This window comes from Arthrobacter sp. RT-1, assembly GCF_003367205.1.
Taxonomy (GTDB): Bacteria; Actinomycetota; Actinomycetes; order Actinomycetales; family Micrococcaceae; genus Arthrobacter.
In genome coordinates this window covers 231,095-244,167 of record NZ_QRGQ01000001.1, presented here as the reverse complement: position 1 = coordinate 244,167, position 13,073 = coordinate 231,095, and the positions used below count along the sequence as shown (strand labels likewise).

The 13,073-nt window shown below is 65.1% G+C and carries 15 protein-coding genes and 1 pseudogene; 7 read left to right on the top strand and 9 right to left on the bottom strand.

Annotation, left to right across the window (positions count from 1 at the left end; all coding sequences use genetic code 11):
* Positions 1 to 8: 8 nt before the first annotated feature.
* From DXK94_RS01115 to DXK94_RS01105, 3 genes are all read right to left on the bottom strand, one after another.
* Positions 9 to 1,106, bottom strand: coding sequence for a biotin/lipoate A/B protein ligase family protein (locus DXK94_RS01115; RefSeq protein ID WP_115523451.1), 1,098 nt, complete (start codon positions 1,104 to 1,106; stop codon positions 9 to 11).
* Between the two features lie 97 nt (positions 1,107 to 1,203).
* Entirely contained in the window at positions 1,204 to 1,461 is a 258-nt protein-coding gene (locus tag DXK94_RS01110; RefSeq protein ID WP_003802336.1) for a type B 50S ribosomal protein L31, read from the bottom strand.
* Positions 1,462 to 1,606: 145 nt separating this feature from the next.
* Entirely contained in the window at positions 1,607 to 2,341 is a 735-nt protein-coding gene (locus tag DXK94_RS01105; protein WP_115523450.1) for a TetR/AcrR family transcriptional regulator, read from the bottom strand.
* Positions 2,342 to 2,454: 113 nt separating this feature from the next.
* On the opposite strand from DXK94_RS01105, the gene DXK94_RS01100 reads away from it, so the two are divergent.
* Positions 2,455 to 3,171 (top strand): DUF2306 domain-containing protein, encoded by a 717-nt coding sequence (locus DXK94_RS01100; RefSeq protein WP_115523449.1) that lies wholly within the window; start codon positions 2,455 to 2,457, stop codon positions 3,169 to 3,171.
* Here DXK94_RS01100 and DXK94_RS01095 read toward each other — a convergent pair.
* The 3 genes from DXK94_RS01095 to DXK94_RS01085 are packed head-to-tail and all read right to left on the bottom strand — an operon-like array spanning position 3,074 to position 5,524.
* On the bottom strand, positions 3,074 to 3,925 hold the full coding sequence (locus DXK94_RS01095) for an RNA methyltransferase (RefSeq protein ID WP_079596094.1): 852 nt from the start codon (positions 3,923 to 3,925) through the stop codon (positions 3,074 to 3,076). The genes DXK94_RS01100 and DXK94_RS01095 overlap by 98 nt on opposite strands.
* 7 nt (positions 3,926 to 3,932) lie before the next feature.
* Positions 3,933 to 4,718, bottom strand: a complete 786-nt coding sequence (locus tag DXK94_RS01090) for a sulfite exporter TauE/SafE family protein (protein ID WP_079596093.1) — start codon at positions 4,716 to 4,718, stop codon at positions 3,933 to 3,935.
* 20 nt (positions 4,719 to 4,738) lie between these two features.
* Positions 4,739 to 5,524 carry an ABC transporter ATP-binding protein gene (locus DXK94_RS01085; protein ID WP_079596092.1) on the bottom strand — a complete coding sequence of 262 codons (786 nt, stop codon included), beginning with the start codon at positions 5,522 to 5,524 and terminating at the stop codon, positions 4,739 to 4,741.
* A gap of 360 nt (positions 5,525 to 5,884) precedes the next feature.
* Between DXK94_RS01085 and serB the strand changes: the two genes are divergently transcribed.
* Positions 5,885 to 6,778 carry a phosphoserine phosphatase SerB gene (gene serB / locus DXK94_RS01080; RefSeq protein WP_115523448.1) on the top strand — a complete coding sequence of 298 codons (894 nt, stop codon included), beginning with the start codon at positions 5,885 to 5,887 and terminating at the stop codon, positions 6,776 to 6,778.
* Positions 6,779 to 6,868: 90 nt separating this feature from the next.
* On the opposite strand, the gene DXK94_RS01075 is transcribed toward serB, so the two are convergent.
* Positions 6,869 to 7,630 (bottom strand): SDR family oxidoreductase, encoded by a 762-nt coding sequence (locus DXK94_RS01075; protein ID WP_115523447.1) that lies wholly within the window; start codon positions 7,628 to 7,630, stop codon positions 6,869 to 6,871.
* A gap of 155 nt (positions 7,631 to 7,785) precedes the next feature.
* On the opposite strand from DXK94_RS01075, the gene DXK94_RS01070 reads away from it, so the two are divergent.
* Positions 7,786 to 8,169 carry a DUF5655 domain-containing protein gene (locus DXK94_RS01070; RefSeq protein ID WP_115523446.1) on the top strand — a complete coding sequence of 128 codons (384 nt, stop codon included), beginning with the start codon at positions 7,786 to 7,788 and terminating at the stop codon, positions 8,167 to 8,169.
* A 40-nt stretch (positions 8,170 to 8,209) separates the two neighbouring features.
* Here the strand turns inward: DXK94_RS01070 and DXK94_RS01065 are convergent, their stop codons facing one another.
* Positions 8,210 to 8,935: a beta-ketoacyl-ACP reductase gene (locus DXK94_RS01065; RefSeq protein WP_115523445.1), complete on the bottom strand. Its 726-nt coding sequence runs from the start codon at positions 8,933 to 8,935 to the stop codon at positions 8,210 to 8,212.
* Between the two features lie 153 nt (positions 8,936 to 9,088).
* On the opposite strand from DXK94_RS01065, the gene DXK94_RS01060 reads away from it, so the two are divergent.
* From DXK94_RS01060 to DXK94_RS01045, 4 genes and pseudogenes are all read left to right on the top strand, one after another.
* Complete coding sequence (locus DXK94_RS01060) at positions 9,089 to 9,523, top strand: DUF3099 domain-containing protein (RefSeq protein ID WP_115523444.1); 435 nt, start codon at positions 9,089 to 9,091, stop codon at positions 9,521 to 9,523.
* A complete protein-coding gene (locus DXK94_RS01055; RefSeq protein WP_115523443.1) occupies positions 9,520 to 9,789 on the top strand; it encodes a hypothetical protein in 270 nt (89 codons plus the stop codon). Before DXK94_RS01060 ends, DXK94_RS01055 begins: the two co-directional genes overlap by 4 nt.
* Entirely contained in the window at positions 9,790 to 10,683 is an 894-nt protein-coding gene (locus tag DXK94_RS01050; protein ID WP_115523442.1) for an SURF1 family protein, read from the top strand.
* 210 nt (positions 10,684 to 10,893) lie between these two features.
* Positions 10,894 to 11,121, top strand: a pseudogene (locus DXK94_RS01045) (YbaK/EbsC family protein); the annotation flags it as partial.
* A 154-nt stretch (positions 11,122 to 11,275) separates the two neighbouring features.
* On the opposite strand, the gene DXK94_RS01040 reads toward DXK94_RS01045, so the two are convergent.
* Positions 11,276 to 12,874 (bottom strand): ABC-F family ATP-binding cassette domain-containing protein, encoded by a 1,599-nt coding sequence (locus DXK94_RS01040; protein WP_079596083.1) that lies wholly within the window; start codon positions 12,872 to 12,874, stop codon positions 11,276 to 11,278.
* Between the last annotated feature and the right edge of the window lie 199 nt (positions 12,875 to 13,073).

The following is a 13,073-nucleotide window of genomic DNA, read 5'->3' as shown; positions in this document are numbered from 1 at the left end:
TCGGGCACTCAGGGGACCCGGTGGAGCCACTCCTCCGTGCCGAACTTGGCGGCCACCCTGTCGCTGGCTGCGGCCAGTTCCGCCTCGGACAGCTCTGACGGGGTGGCGCCGTACCGTTCGGCAAACACATCCATCATCGCCGCGATGATGGCAGTCCGCGCCAGGCCGGTCTGCCGTCGCAGCGGATCCACCCGCTTCTTGGCACTGCGGGTCCCCTTGTCGGACAGCTTCTCCTTGCCGATGCGCAGGACTTCCACCATCTTGTCCGCGTCGATGTCATAGCTCATGGTGACATGGTGCAGCATCCCGCCGTTGGCAAGGCGCTTCTGGGCGGCGCCCCCGATCTTTCCCTGGTCCGTGGCGATGTCATTCAGCGGTACATAGAAGGCCGTAATGCCGAGCTTCTCCAGGGCGGCCATGACCCAGGCGTCCAGGAACGGGTAGGAATCCGCGAAGCTGATGCCGTCCACCAGGGTCTGGGGCAGGTACAGCGAGTAGGTGATGCAGTTGCCGGCCTCCATGAACATCGCTCCCCCGCCGCTGATGCGGCGGACAACCTTGATGCCGTGCTTCGCCACGCCGTCGGGATCCACCTCGTTGCGGAAGGACTGGAAGCTGCCGATCACCACGGAGGGCTCCTCCCAGTCCCAGAACCTCAGGGTGGGACTGCGCCGGCCGGCACCCACTTCCTCGGTGAGGACCTCATCCAGGGCGACATTGATTTCGGTGGGCAGGACGGTGGGTCCCATGATGTTCCAGTCATGGTCCGCCCACGATGTGGCCTTGGCCAGGGCACGGCGGACAGCGATCGCCACGGCGTCTGCCGAAAAGCCGAACAAGGCGGCATCAGCCGGAAGCGCGGCAGTCACGGCCTCGGCAAGCTCGGCGGTGGCCGTTGCTTCCGGCAGGCCGGTGAGGGCCCGGTTGATGTCCAGTAGGGCCTCGTCGGGTTCCAGGAAGAAGTCACCGCTGATGGAGACGTCCGCCAGTGATCCATCGGCGACGGTGAGGTCTGCCACCACCAGTTTCCCGCCCGGCACCTTGTATTCACCGTGCAGGCGTTCGGTTGCGGCAGGGTGGGTTTCAGGAAGCGGAGGGTGCGTCATGCCATCCATCCTGCCGCAGAAGCGGCCTGGCCGTTAACGCGAAAAGCCCGCACCGTTGCCGGTGCGGGCTTTCGTCATGAAGCTTGGGGGAAGTGGATTACTTCTTGCCGCCGAAGCCCTTGAAGCGAGCGTTGAAGCGCTCGACGCGGCCTGCGGAGTCCATGATGCGCTGCTTGCCCGTGTAGAACGGGTGGGACTCGGAGGAGATTTCGACGTCGATGACCGGGTAGGTGTTGCCGTCTTCCCACTCGATGGTCTTCGAGGAAGACACGGTGGAGCGGGTCAGGAACTTCGTGCCGGAGGCCAGGTCGTTGAAAACAACAGCTTCGTACTTCGGGTGGATATCAGACTTCATAATGGGACCTTTGTTCAACGCAACTGGATTTTGCCAGTTGCCAGGTATGAATGGGATGGCTGCGGCTGCTGCAGCCGAGGCTGAAAAAGCAGGACAACCAGCTATCAATCATAGCGGATGCCGGCGGGCCTGACGAACCGCGCCGCTACTCCCCGGGCGGGAGGGAGCGCGGGGACGTCCAGCCTTGGGCGTGAAGCTGCTCAATGCCGTCCAGCAGCAGGTCAAGGGCGAATTCGAACTCAAACTGGTCGTCGCAGCCGTAAGCAACCACGGTGCCTCCATCATGGGCTCCGGGCGCCGCGACAGCGGCAATATTCGGGTACAGCCTGGCCATCTGCCGGATCATGGCCAGCTGCACGTCGGGCGGGACGTGGGCGGCTTGTTCCGCTGCCGCGGGTTCGTCAAACAATTCCTGCGTGAAGCCCCACATGCGCCCGCCCAGTGCGTGCAATGCGTGGTGGGTCAGGTCCGCAGACAGCCCGCCGGCCAGGAATATCCCGGTGAACGAGTCCATGTAATCGAGAACGGCGGGGGTCTTCGATGTCCTGGTTTCGATGACGCGGCGGGCCCAGGGGTGCTGGCGGAGGGTCGTCCTGGCTGAGAGCACGCGCACCCGGACGGCCTCCTTCCATGGAAGGCCCGGCGGAGGAGGTGCGATCTCTTGAATGATGGCGTCCACCATGCCGTCCAGCAGTTCTTCCTTGTTCGCCACATGCTTGTAAAGGGCCATCGGCACCACACCCAGCTCCCCGGCGAGCCTGCGCATGCTCAATGAATCCACCCCAGCCTGGTCCGCCAGCAGGAGCGCAGCGTGAAGCACCCGTTGCCTGCTAAGCGGACCCCTGGGTGCCCGTGCAGGCCGTTCGTTGAGGTCTGTCATATCTTCCCGCCCGTGATAGCCATTGACAGGTGTACAGCGTACACCTAGATTTGGTCGGAGAACGGGTGTACGCCGTACACCTCGACGCGGCAGCTGCGGAAAGAAGACGAGACATGGCGACTCAATCGATAGCGACTCAGGCACCGGCCCGGCGCAGGCAGGCAGGTTGGCTGGTACCGGCAGGCCTCATCTTTGTCAGCCTCATCCCCGTCATTTTCGGTTCCCTGCGCATGGCCGAGTTGACCGGGGGCGCTCCCGTTACGCCGGCCAATGCACGGTTCTTTGCCTCGCCCATACCCGTGATGGTGCACATACCCGCTGCCATTCTCTACAGCCTGCTGGGGGCGTTCCAGTTTGTCCCCGGCCTCCGCAGGGGACGCTCCGGCCGTACCGCCTGGCACCGGGCAGCCGGCGTTGTCCTGATACCCGCCGGCCTCCTGGTGGCCCTGTCCGGCCTCTGGATGGCCGCATTCTACGACCTTCCACAGGGGGACGGCCCCGCACTTTTCATCCTGCGCCTGATCTTCGGAACCGCCATGCTTGCCAGCATCATCCTGGGGGTAATGGCCCTCGCCAGGCGCAGGTATCAGCACCACGGGGCATGGATGACCCGCGCCTACGCCATCGGGATCGCAGCCGGGACCCAGGCTCTCGTATCGATCCCGTGGATGGTGCTCGCAGGCCAGCCCGGTGAGGCAGGGCGGGCACTGCTCATGGGCGCCGGGTGGGTCATCAACGTGGCTGTGGCAGAGTATGCAATTCGGCGGCAGAGGCTTGGGGCCGCGCCCGCAGCTCCCAGAAGGCCACAGCAGATGCGGCAGCAACGTTGAGCGAATCCACGCCATTGCGCATGGGGATCTTGACGGCGAGGTCGACGGCGGCAAGCGTTTCGGCGCTCATGCCGGCACCTTCCGTGCCGAGCACCAGCGCCAGCTTGTCCGGGTTCCGGGCGGCCACCACATCCACGTCCTGGGCGTCCGCCGTCAGCTCCAGGGCGGCAACGGTGAAGCCGTGGTCCTTGAGCACCTGGAGGTCTGCCGGCCAGCTTTCGAGGCGTGCCCAGGGGACCTGGAAGACGGTGCCCATGCTGACCCGGACGCTGCGGCGGTACAGGGGGTCCCCGCAGCGGGGTGAGACCAGGACGGCGTCGATGTCCAGGGCGGCGGCGGACCGGAAGATGGCGCCCACGTTGGTGTGGTCCACGATGTCCTCCAGGACTGCTACCCGGCGCGCGCCCGCCAGCAGTTCGGGCAGCGGCACGGGGGCGGGGCGGTGCATGGCGGCCATGGCCCCGCGGTGCAAGTGGAAGCCGGTGATTTCCTCGAGCAGGGCTGCCTTCCCGATGAAAACCGGAACGTCGGGGTATGCCTGGAAGACGTCGTCGAGGTCTGCGAGCCACTTCTCGGCCAGGAAGAACGACCGCGGCTGGTGCCCGGCCGCCAGGGCACGGCGCAGGACCCGGGAGGATTCGGCGATGTACATGCCTTCGCGTGGTTCCCGGAGCTTCCGCAGGTGCACATCGGTCAGTGTGGTGTAGTCGCCCACCCGGGGATCATCGGCGGACTCTAGATAGTGGAACGTCACCGGGTGATTATTTCAGCAGGTTGGCGACCATCACGCCCAGGGCCACGATGCCAAGGGTGAAGATGACGGCCCGCAGGACCTTCGGGGAGAGCTTGCGCCCCACCTTGGAACCAACCAGGCCACCGATCGTGGAACTAACGGCGATCAGCAGGACCACCAGCCAGTTGATCCGGTCGAAGGCAAAGATCAGGTAGGACACCGCCGCCACCATGTTGACGCCGAGCACCAGGATGTTCTTCATGGCGTTGGCATTCTGCATGGTCCCGGTCAGGAACACGCCCAGGATGCCCACCAGCAGGATGCCCTGGGCTGCCACGAAGTAGCCCCCGTACACGCCGGCGAGGTACACCAGCACCACAAGGAGCACGCCGTGGCTGCGGTCCCGGATGGCATGTTCCGGGTTCTCCTCGCGGCTCCGCACCCATGCCTGAAGTCTGGGCTGGAAGACCACCATCAGCAGGGCAAGCACCAGCAGGACGGGTGCCACATAGTGGAAGACCTGCTCGGGCAGGTGCAGCAGCAGGTAGGCACCGGTGATTCCGCCCAGCAGTGAGGCCGGCAGCAGCTTCATCAGCTGGCGGCCCCGGCCTGCCAGCTCGCGCCGGTAACCCCACGCCCCGGCCGCCGTGCCGGCCACCAGCCCCATGGCGTTGCTCATGGAGGCCACCACCGGCGCGACGCCGAGGGCGATGAGTACGGGAAAGGTCACCAGCGTGCCGGAGCCGACCACTGCGTTGATGGTGCCGGCCCACAGGCCCGCGAAAAAGACCAGGATGCTGCTAAGGATCTCCACTGCTGGCGGTGAACCCTGCCTTAGCGGCGGGCGGTTGCGGAGTAACGGCCGGAGTTTTCCGTCACATCCAGGGCGAGGCCGAAAGTGGCGCTGAGGTGCTCGTCGGTGAGGACTTCGGTGATGGGTCCGGCGGCCACCACGCCGCCGTCGCGCAACAGCATGGCGTGCGTGAAGCCCGGCGGAACTTCCTCAAGGTGGTGGGTCACCAGGACCATGGCCGGCGCTGCCTCGTCGCTGGCCAGTTCGCCCAGCTTGTGGACCAGTTCTTCGCGGCCGCCCAGGTCAAGGCCGGCAGCGGGCTCATCCAGCAGCAGCAGTTCGGGGTCCGTCATGAGGGCACGGGCGATCTGGACACGCTTTCGCTCCCCCTCGGACAGGGTGGCAAAGGTCCTGTTCAGGAGAGGACCCATCCCCCAGTCGTTCAGCAGGCGGAAGGCGCGGCGCTCGTCGTCGCGCTCGTAGCCTTCCCGCCAGCGGCCGGTGACGCCGTAGGCGGCGGTGACAACGACGTTGAGGACGTTCTCATGCTCGGGGATCTGGGTGGCGAGGGCAGCCGATGACAGCCCGATGCGGGGGCGGAGTTCAAAGACGTCCACACGGCCCAAGGTTTCGTCAAGGATGCCCGCCGTGCCGCTGCTCGGGTGGAGGCGTGCTGCTGCGATCTGGAGGAGGGTGGTTTTGCCGGCTCCGTTGGGGCCGAGGATGACCCAGCGTTCGCCTTCATTGACCTGCCAGTCAACCTTGTCCAACAGGGTCTTTTTGCCGCGGACAACGCTGACGGCATCCAATTCCAGAACATCACTCATAGGAGTAGACACTAGGACAAAAAACATGGCGACTGATAACTGATGTGACCAGCCCGACTACGCACATTCAAGCCCACAAAACTGTAGGTGGTCCCGGAGGCCGCACCTGGAGTGTTGGCTATGGCTATCGCACGCTTTCCTGTCGTTGTCCTTGACTGCCCGGACCCCAAAATCCTGGCCGAGTTCTACGGCACACTGCTCGACTGGAAGACACGAATACCAGCCGGGCACCACGTTCCGTGTGTTCCTTGATCCGGCCGGCCACCCGTTCTGCTGCCTGAGCTGATGTAGCGGACATCGGTTCCCTGCCGGCGGGACGCAATTCAAGGGGCCCGGGCCCCACTGGATAAGATTGTAGGCATGACTTCGAACGTGACTGCGGTCAGCTATGGCCAAAATATGACTCCAAACGGGCTGGAGCAGCTGCGTTCCGTCCTCGCTGCCCACGGCGCGGTTGTGCAGTCAGAGGACTCCCTGGGCGATGACCGCTACGGGGTGCACGTCGCCGGACTGGACCTTCCGGATGCCACCGCCGCCGGCCTCGCCGTACTGCGGCGGGCCATTGCGGGCACGGCCATCGATGGCCTGGACACCGCGCTGGTTCCGGCCGGGCTCCGTGCCGCGGAGCGCAAACTGCTCATCATGGACGTCGACTCCACCCTCATCCAGCAGGAGGTCATCGAGCTCCTTGCGGCATACGCCGGCAAGCGCGAGGAGGTGGCAGCCGTCACGGAAGCCGCCATGCGCGGGGAACTGGACTTCACCCAGAGCCTGCACGCCCGGGTCGCGGTGCTCGCGGGGCTGCCCGCCGACGTCGTCAATAACGTCCGCGCGGAAGTGAAACTGAGCCTGGGTGCCGCGGAGCTGGTGGCGGCGTTCAAGAAGGCCGGCCATGTGGTGGCCGTCGTGTCCGGCGGATTCAACCAGATCCTCGAGCCCATCGCCGCTGACCTTGGCCTGGACTACTGGCAGGCCAATGAGCTGGAAATCGTTGACGGCGCGCTGACCGGCAAGGTGCTGGGCGCCGTGGTGGACCGTGCAGCCAAAGAGAAGTTCCTGCGGGAATGGGCCGCCGCGGAAGGCATTGCCCTGGAGCACACCATTGCAGTTGGCGACGGCGCCAACGACCTGGACATGCTCGGCGCCGCAGGCATCGGCATCGCCTTCAATGCCAAGCCTGCCGTGCGGGCCGTGGCGGATGCCGCCGTCAACATGCCCTATCTCGACGCCGTCCGCTACGTCGCCGGCGTCTGACGTCTAGCGACTTAACCGCGAAATGACAGTTCGCGGCAGTGTCCCGAAGGAACATTGCCGCGAACTGTCATTTCGTTGTGGGAAGCCCAGCTAGCTGGCGGACTGGCCGCCCTTGCCGAAGTAGTCGGCTCCACCGGCGTACTCGGTGTGGCCGGATTCGACGTCGGCGGTCACCATGCCAGCCACCACCTGGGCGAATTCCTCCACTGAGTACAGTTTCCCGGCCTCGGCACGGCGGGCCTCGATGGCTCCGGGGGTGGAGCGGTCCAGCAGGGTGGCGGTGACGGTGCCCTCGATCATGTCGCCGGAGACAACCACCAGGGAGATGCCCTTCTCGGCCAGTGCGGGGATGAGATCACGGAGTGCGTCCTCACCGGCACGCTTGCTGCGGGCTACCGGCTCGTAGGCCGGCATGGTGGGGACGGTGTTGATGAAGTGCGCCTGGTGGCTGGTGACGAAGACCACCCGTGAGCCCTCCTTCATCAGGGGCACCGCGGCGTTGAGCATGTTGACCTGGGCGTCGCGGTTCAGCTTGAGGGCGTAGTCCTCGCCCATGCCGGTTTCCATGCCGCCGGAGGCGTTCAGGACCAGGATGTCGAGGGAACCGAAGTTTTCCATCGCGGCGGAGGCCAGGGCCTGCACGCCTTCCTGGGTGGTGAGGTCTGCGCCCACGGCGACGGCGCGGCCGCCGTCGGCCTCGATGCCCTGCACTACCTTGTTGGCGCGCGGCGCCTTCTGGCGGTAGTTGACCACGACGGCGGCGCCCTGGCCGGCGAGGATTTTGGCAACGTCAGCGCCGATGCCGCGCGATGATCCAGTGACGATGGCGGTCTTGTTGTCCAGCAGTCCCATAGGGGCTCCTTTTGTTCGAAACGTCTAAGTCGGAGTTGGTCTGCAGTCCATCATGCCAGCGGCGGGTGCTGATTCCGTTGTCTGACCCCCACAAAGAAGGCGATTCCAGCTAGTTTGACGGTGCTGCACACCTTGACCCGGCGTAGGCTCCCCGTATGGCACAGCAGCGGCCGGCCGGTGCGGAGTCCACGCCGGAACAGGTCTTCAGCAATTCACCTGAGGGACTGCGCATCTATGAGGCGGTAGGGCGGGCTCTAAGCGGCGCTGTCCCGGCCTCGGTGCATACCACCATCAGCCAGGTGGCGTTCCGGAACCGGCGCGGATTTGCCTATGTCTGGAATCCGCGCCGAAATCTTAAAACCAATGTTCCGGCCGTGCTGTCCATTGCCCTCCCCCGCCGCCTGGAGTCTTCCCGGTTCAAGGAAATAGTCCATCCATCCCCAGGCGTCTGGATGCATCACCTGGAACTGCGCACCGTTGAGGACATTGACGACGAAGTGGCAGGCTGGCTGGAAGAGGCGTTCGCGGCGGCGGGGTGAGCATGTGCCGTCCGCGTACGTCCACCGGTGCAGGTTGTGCTTAGTGCCCCATGCCCAGGCCGCCGTCCACCGGGATGACGGCGCCGGAAATGTAGGCGGCTTCGTCGCTGGAGATCCAGCGGACCACGTTGGCAACTTCCGAGGCCTCGGCAAAGCGGCCGGCCGGGATGCTGGTGAGGTAGTCCTTCTGCGTGGCTTCGGGGAGTTCTGCGGTCATGTCCGTGTTAATGAAGCCCGGGGCCACCACGTTGGCGGTGATGCCGCGGGAACCGAGTTCGCGTGTCAGGGATCGGGCGATGCCCACCAGGCCCGCCTTCGAGGCGGAGTAGTTGATCTGTCCGGGCGCACCGTAGAGGCCGGAGACCGAGGAAATGAGGACAACACGGCCCTTGCGGAGCCGGATCATGCCCTTGGAGGCCCGCTTGATGACCCTGAAGGCACCGGTCAGGTTGGTGTCGATGACGGAGGTGAAGTCGTCTTCGCTCATGCGCAGCAGCAGTGTGTCCTTGGTGATGCCGGCGTTCGCCACCAGGACCTCGACCGGACCGTGGGCAGCCTCAACCTCTTTGAAGGCCGCGTCCACGGAGGCCTCGTCGGTGACGTCGGCCTTGACTCCCAGGATTCCTTCGGGCAGTTTCGCCTCGCTGCGGTAAGTCACCGCCACCTTGTCCCCATTGGCCAGGAAAGCCTCAGCGATGGCCAGGCCGATGCCGCGGTTGCCGCCCGTGATCAGGACGCTGCGGGGGGCGGAAACTGCTTCAGTCATTTAGAGGCTCCGGAATTCTGCGGCATGCTGCGCCGCGGTAGCAAGGGTGTGATTTGGCTGCCTTCGATCTTAGCGCCCGCCTTGGCCCGGGTTTGGGTGCCACTGCCGATGGTGAGAGAATTGATGCAAGCCTTTGGAGCGTGATAAACCACCGTGACCCTTGAAAACCATGCGGGACAATCCGCGCCTGAAGAACCCGGGCGGTTCTCCGGCGATTCGGAGGTTCACAGCATTACGGATGCCGCGGGAGCCCATTCCGAGGACATGCGTAAGCGCATGATCAAGTACGCGCTGGCGATGGGCATCCGCATGGTCTGCCTGATCCTCATCTTCGTGGTGGACGGCTGGTTCAAGATCCTCATGGTTGCCGGAGCGGTCTTCCTCCCATGGATTGCGGTGGTCATCGCCAACGGCAACGATAAGGCGGAGGCACACAGCGACCTGTTGCTGGATTCCGCGCCGCTGGCCGAGATAGAGAGCCCGCCCCAACCCTTGGTTGCCGACAGGCCCGGCGACGAGGTCCTGCAGGGCGAGTTGATTAACGACGACGACGAGACCGGCCCCGGGGAGGAGCGGAAGGCATCATGAGCATCTTTGATTTCGCTGCAGGGTCTGAGCCGTCCTTTACGGAGGCCGCCGCCGTCTGTTCACGCAAGGCCTGCCGGTCCGGCGCCTCCTGGCAGCTCCTCTGGAACAACCCCAAGATCCACACCCCCGAGCGCCGCAAGATCTGGCTTGCCTGCGCAGAGCACCGGGACTGGCTGGAAGATTACCTGCAGACCCGCGGGCTTTGGAAGGAAACCCTCCCGCTGGATGCCGGCTCCCCGGCTGGCCTTTTGGAGCAGGACCGCTGAATGTACCGTTTCCTCTTCTCCAGCAAGTGGCTGGGTTACCTCCTGCTGGCTGCCATCTTTGCCACCGCCTGCGTCTTCCTGGGCCGCTGGCAGATGGACCGCCGCGCTGAGACGCTTGCCGAAATCAACCGCGTGGTGACCAACTACTCCGCAGCCCCCGTTCCCTTTGCTGAAGTCCGGGACCAGTTCATGGAGCTGGACCCTGCGAAGGAGTGGACCCAGGTGGAACTGAGGGGCACCTACGACGTAGCGGGCCAGCGGATTGTCCGCAACCGTCCGCTGAACGGCCAGCCCGGCTATGAGGTGGTTGTCCCCTTCCGCCTGGCGTCCGGTGAAACGGTAGTGATTGACCGCGGGTGGCTGCCCATCGGCAACAAGAACCCGGGAAGCCCGGATTCGGTGCCGGAACCGCCGGCAGGTGAGGTGACCGCCGTCGTGCGCCTGAAGCACCCGGAACCTGAACTGCAGCGCGGCGCGCCCGAAGGCCAGCTGGCGTCCATCGACCTCACTGCGTACTCGGCACAGCTCGGGTATCCCCTGCTCACCGGCGCATACGGCCAGCTCGCGTCGGAGACACCGCCGGCAGCCCAGATGCCGGCGGCCTTCCCGAAGCCGTCCACCGAGGAGGGCACGCACCTGTCCTACTCCCTGCAGTGGTTCGCCTTCGGTGTCCTGATGTTCGTCGGCTTCGGCTACGCGGCCCGCCAGCAGGCCCGCAACGCGGCGATCGACGCCGAAGACGAGGCCGAAAGCACGGACGGATCCCTCGACTCGGGCAGCCCCGTTCACTCCGCTGCCGCGGCAGCCCGCCGTCGTCCGTCGCCTCCCCGCAAGCGGAAGAAGGCGACCTCTGAAGAGGAGGAAGACGCCCTCCTCGACGCCCAGGGCTACTGACGGTCTCCCGCTCCGCCGTTAGGTGCCTCCACGTTCCGTTCGCTCCGCAACGCGAGTGATTTCCCGCGTGCTGGCTCGTTCCTCGCCTTTGACGCACGCTACATAAATCACCCACGCTGCTGCGCTTGTGCCTAAGTGCGCAATGCGCCAGGGCCGACGGGAGGGGCGCCGACAGGCAGCAGGCTGTCCGGTCGCGGAGGATTGAGAACAAGAGAGATCCGACGGGCCTCCCCAGACTTCGTCCTGAAGCACACCGGCCAGCATGTAGGCGGAGTGGCCCCGGTTGGGCACGCCGAAAAGATCAGGACCCTCCTGGACAAGTCGCTCCAGAAGCACAACCTCCTCTGGGCAGGAGCAGGCGACCACAACTCAATGTTGAGCATCACCTACAAAGAGCTGCAAAGAATCACCGAAGCAAAGGAACTGCCCGTCCGCTGACAACTGAACCACGCTGACCGGTGACGAACCCACAAGCGAGGTAGTGCGGGTGATTTATGTAGCGTGCGTCAAAGGCGAGGGACGAGCCAGCACGCGGGAAATCGCGCGCGCTGCGGAGCGAAGGCGACCACGGCGCACCAACAGGGAAGAAGGCTTAAGCCAGGGTTATCAGGTCCAGGTAGTCTTCGTTCCAGTGGTCTTCGACGCCGTCGGGCAGCAGGACAACGCGCTCGGGGTTGAGTGCTTCGACCGCCCCTTCGTCGTGGCTGACCAGGACGACGGCGCCGCTGTAGTTCTTGAGGGCGCCAAGGATTTCGGCGCGGCTGGCGGGGTCGAGGTTGTTGGTGGGCTCGTCGAGGAGGAGCACATTCGCGCTGGACGCGACGATGGTGGCCAGGGCAAGGCGGGTTTTTTCGCCGCCGGAGAGGACGCCGGCGGGCTTGTCCACGTCGTCGCCGGAAAACAGGAATGAACCGAGGATGCCGCGGACTTCGGCGTCCTTCATGTCGGGGGCAGCGGAACGCATGTTTTCCAACACGGTGCGGTCGACGTCGAGCGTTTCGTGTTCCTGGGCGTAGTAGCCCACCTTGAGGCCGTGGCCGGCAATAACGTCACCGGTGTCCGGCTGGTCCACGCCCGCGAGCATCCGCAGGAGGGTGGTTTTGCCGGCGCCGTTGAGGCCGAGGATGACCACCTTGGAGCCGCGGTCGATGGCCAGGTCCACATCGGTGAAGATCTCGAGCGAACCGTAGGACTTGCTGAGGCCTTCCGCGGTGAGCGGGGTTTTGCCGCAGGGTGACGGGTCCGGGAACCTCAGGGCGGCCACGCGGTCCTGCTCGCGCACGGCTTCAAGTCCGCTGAGCAGGCGTTCTGCACGCTTGGCCATGTTCTGCGCTGCGACGGCCTTGGTGGCTTTGGCACGCATCTTGTTGGCCTGGTCAAACAGGACCTGGGCCTTCTTTTCGGCGTTCGCGCGTTCCCGCTTGCGGGCACGTTCGTCGGTTTCGCGCTGGGTGAGGTAGCGCTTCCAGTCCATGTTGTAGAAGTCGATCTGCGCACGGTTGGCGTCGAGCAGGAAGACCTTGTTCACGGTGGCTTCGAGAAGCTCAGTATCGTGGCTGATCACGATCAGGCCGCCCTGGTGGTTCTTCAGGAAGTCCCGCAGCCAGGCGATGGAATCGGCGTCGAGGTGGTTGGTGGGCTCGTCAAGGAGCATGGTTTCTGCATCCGAATACAGGATGCGCGCCAGCTCCACACGGCGGCGCTGGCCACCGGAGAGGGTCTTGAGCGGCTGGTTCAGCAACCGGTCCGGCAGTGCAAGATTGGAGCAGATGGCTGCAGCTTCGGCCTCGGCAGCGTATCCGCCCGCTGCCAGGAACTCGGACTCAAGCCGGTCATAGCGGTTCATCGCCTTGCGCTGGACGGCGGGATCGTCGCTCGCCATTTCGTCGTGTGCGGTCCGGAGTTTGCCGACGGCGATGTCCAGGCCCCGGACGGACAGGATGCGGTCCCGTGCGAGCTGCTCCATGTCAGGGGTGCGGGGATCCTGCGGCAGGTAGCCGATTTCGCCGGTGCGGGTCACTTTGCCGGCGGCCGGCAGGCCTTCCCCGGCCAGGACGCGCGTAAGAGTGGTCTTGCCCGCGCCGTTACGGCCCACGAGCCCGATCTTGTCTCCCTTGTCGATGCGGAAGCTCACCTGGTCCATCAGGAGCCGGGCGCCGGCACGCAGTTCAAGATCCTGAACAGTAATCACAGCAGGTAAAGCCTTTCACAGCAGGGATAAGCCGCGGCCCGGATCGTCTGCGGTGGGCGTGGGCGGCAATGGCCGGAGAACGGCCCATCCAAGTCTACCGTCCAGGCCAAGCATGGAGAACCGCGGGTGGGATGCCAAGGATTTCCCAAGTGGCGCACGCCAAGCTGGCACAACATCAGGCGTCGTTGCTGCGCCACCA

Excerpts from the sequence above, each read along its gene's own strand:
- DXK94_RS01115 (WP_115523451.1), bottom strand. The coding sequence starts at position 1,106 with ATGACGCACCCTCCGCTTCCTGAAACCCACCCTGCCGCAACCGAACGC.
- DXK94_RS01110 (WP_003802336.1), bottom strand. The coding sequence starts at position 1,461 with ATGAAGTCTGATATCCACCCGAAGTACGAAGCTGTTGTTTTCAACGAC.
- DXK94_RS01105 (WP_115523450.1), bottom strand. The coding sequence starts at position 2,341 with ATGACAGACCTCAACGAACGGCCTGCACGGGCACCCAGGGGTCCGCTT.
- DXK94_RS01100 (WP_115523449.1), top strand. The coding sequence starts at position 2,455 with ATGGCGACTCAATCGATAGCGACTCAGGCACCGGCCCGGCGCAGGCAG.
- DXK94_RS01085 (WP_079596092.1), bottom strand. The coding sequence starts at position 5,524 with ATGAGTGATGTTCTGGAATTGGATGCCGTCAGCGTTGTCCGCGGCAAA.
- serB (WP_115523448.1), top strand. The coding sequence starts at position 5,885 with ATGACTTCGAACGTGACTGCGGTCAGCTATGGCCAAAATATGACTCCA.
- DXK94_RS01075 (WP_115523447.1), bottom strand. The coding sequence starts at position 7,630 with ATGGGACTGCTGGACAACAAGACCGCCATCGTCACTGGATCATCGCGC.
- DXK94_RS01070 (WP_115523446.1), top strand. The coding sequence starts at position 7,786 with ATGGCACAGCAGCGGCCGGCCGGTGCGGAGTCCACGCCGGAACAGGTC.
- DXK94_RS01065 (WP_115523445.1), bottom strand. The coding sequence starts at position 8,935 with ATGACTGAAGCAGTTTCCGCCCCCCGCAGCGTCCTGATCACGGGCGGC.
- DXK94_RS01055 (WP_115523443.1), top strand. The coding sequence starts at position 9,520 with ATGAGCATCTTTGATTTCGCTGCAGGGTCTGAGCCGTCCTTTACGGAG.
- DXK94_RS01050 (WP_115523442.1), top strand. The coding sequence starts at position 9,790 with ATGTACCGTTTCCTCTTCTCCAGCAAGTGGCTGGGTTACCTCCTGCTG.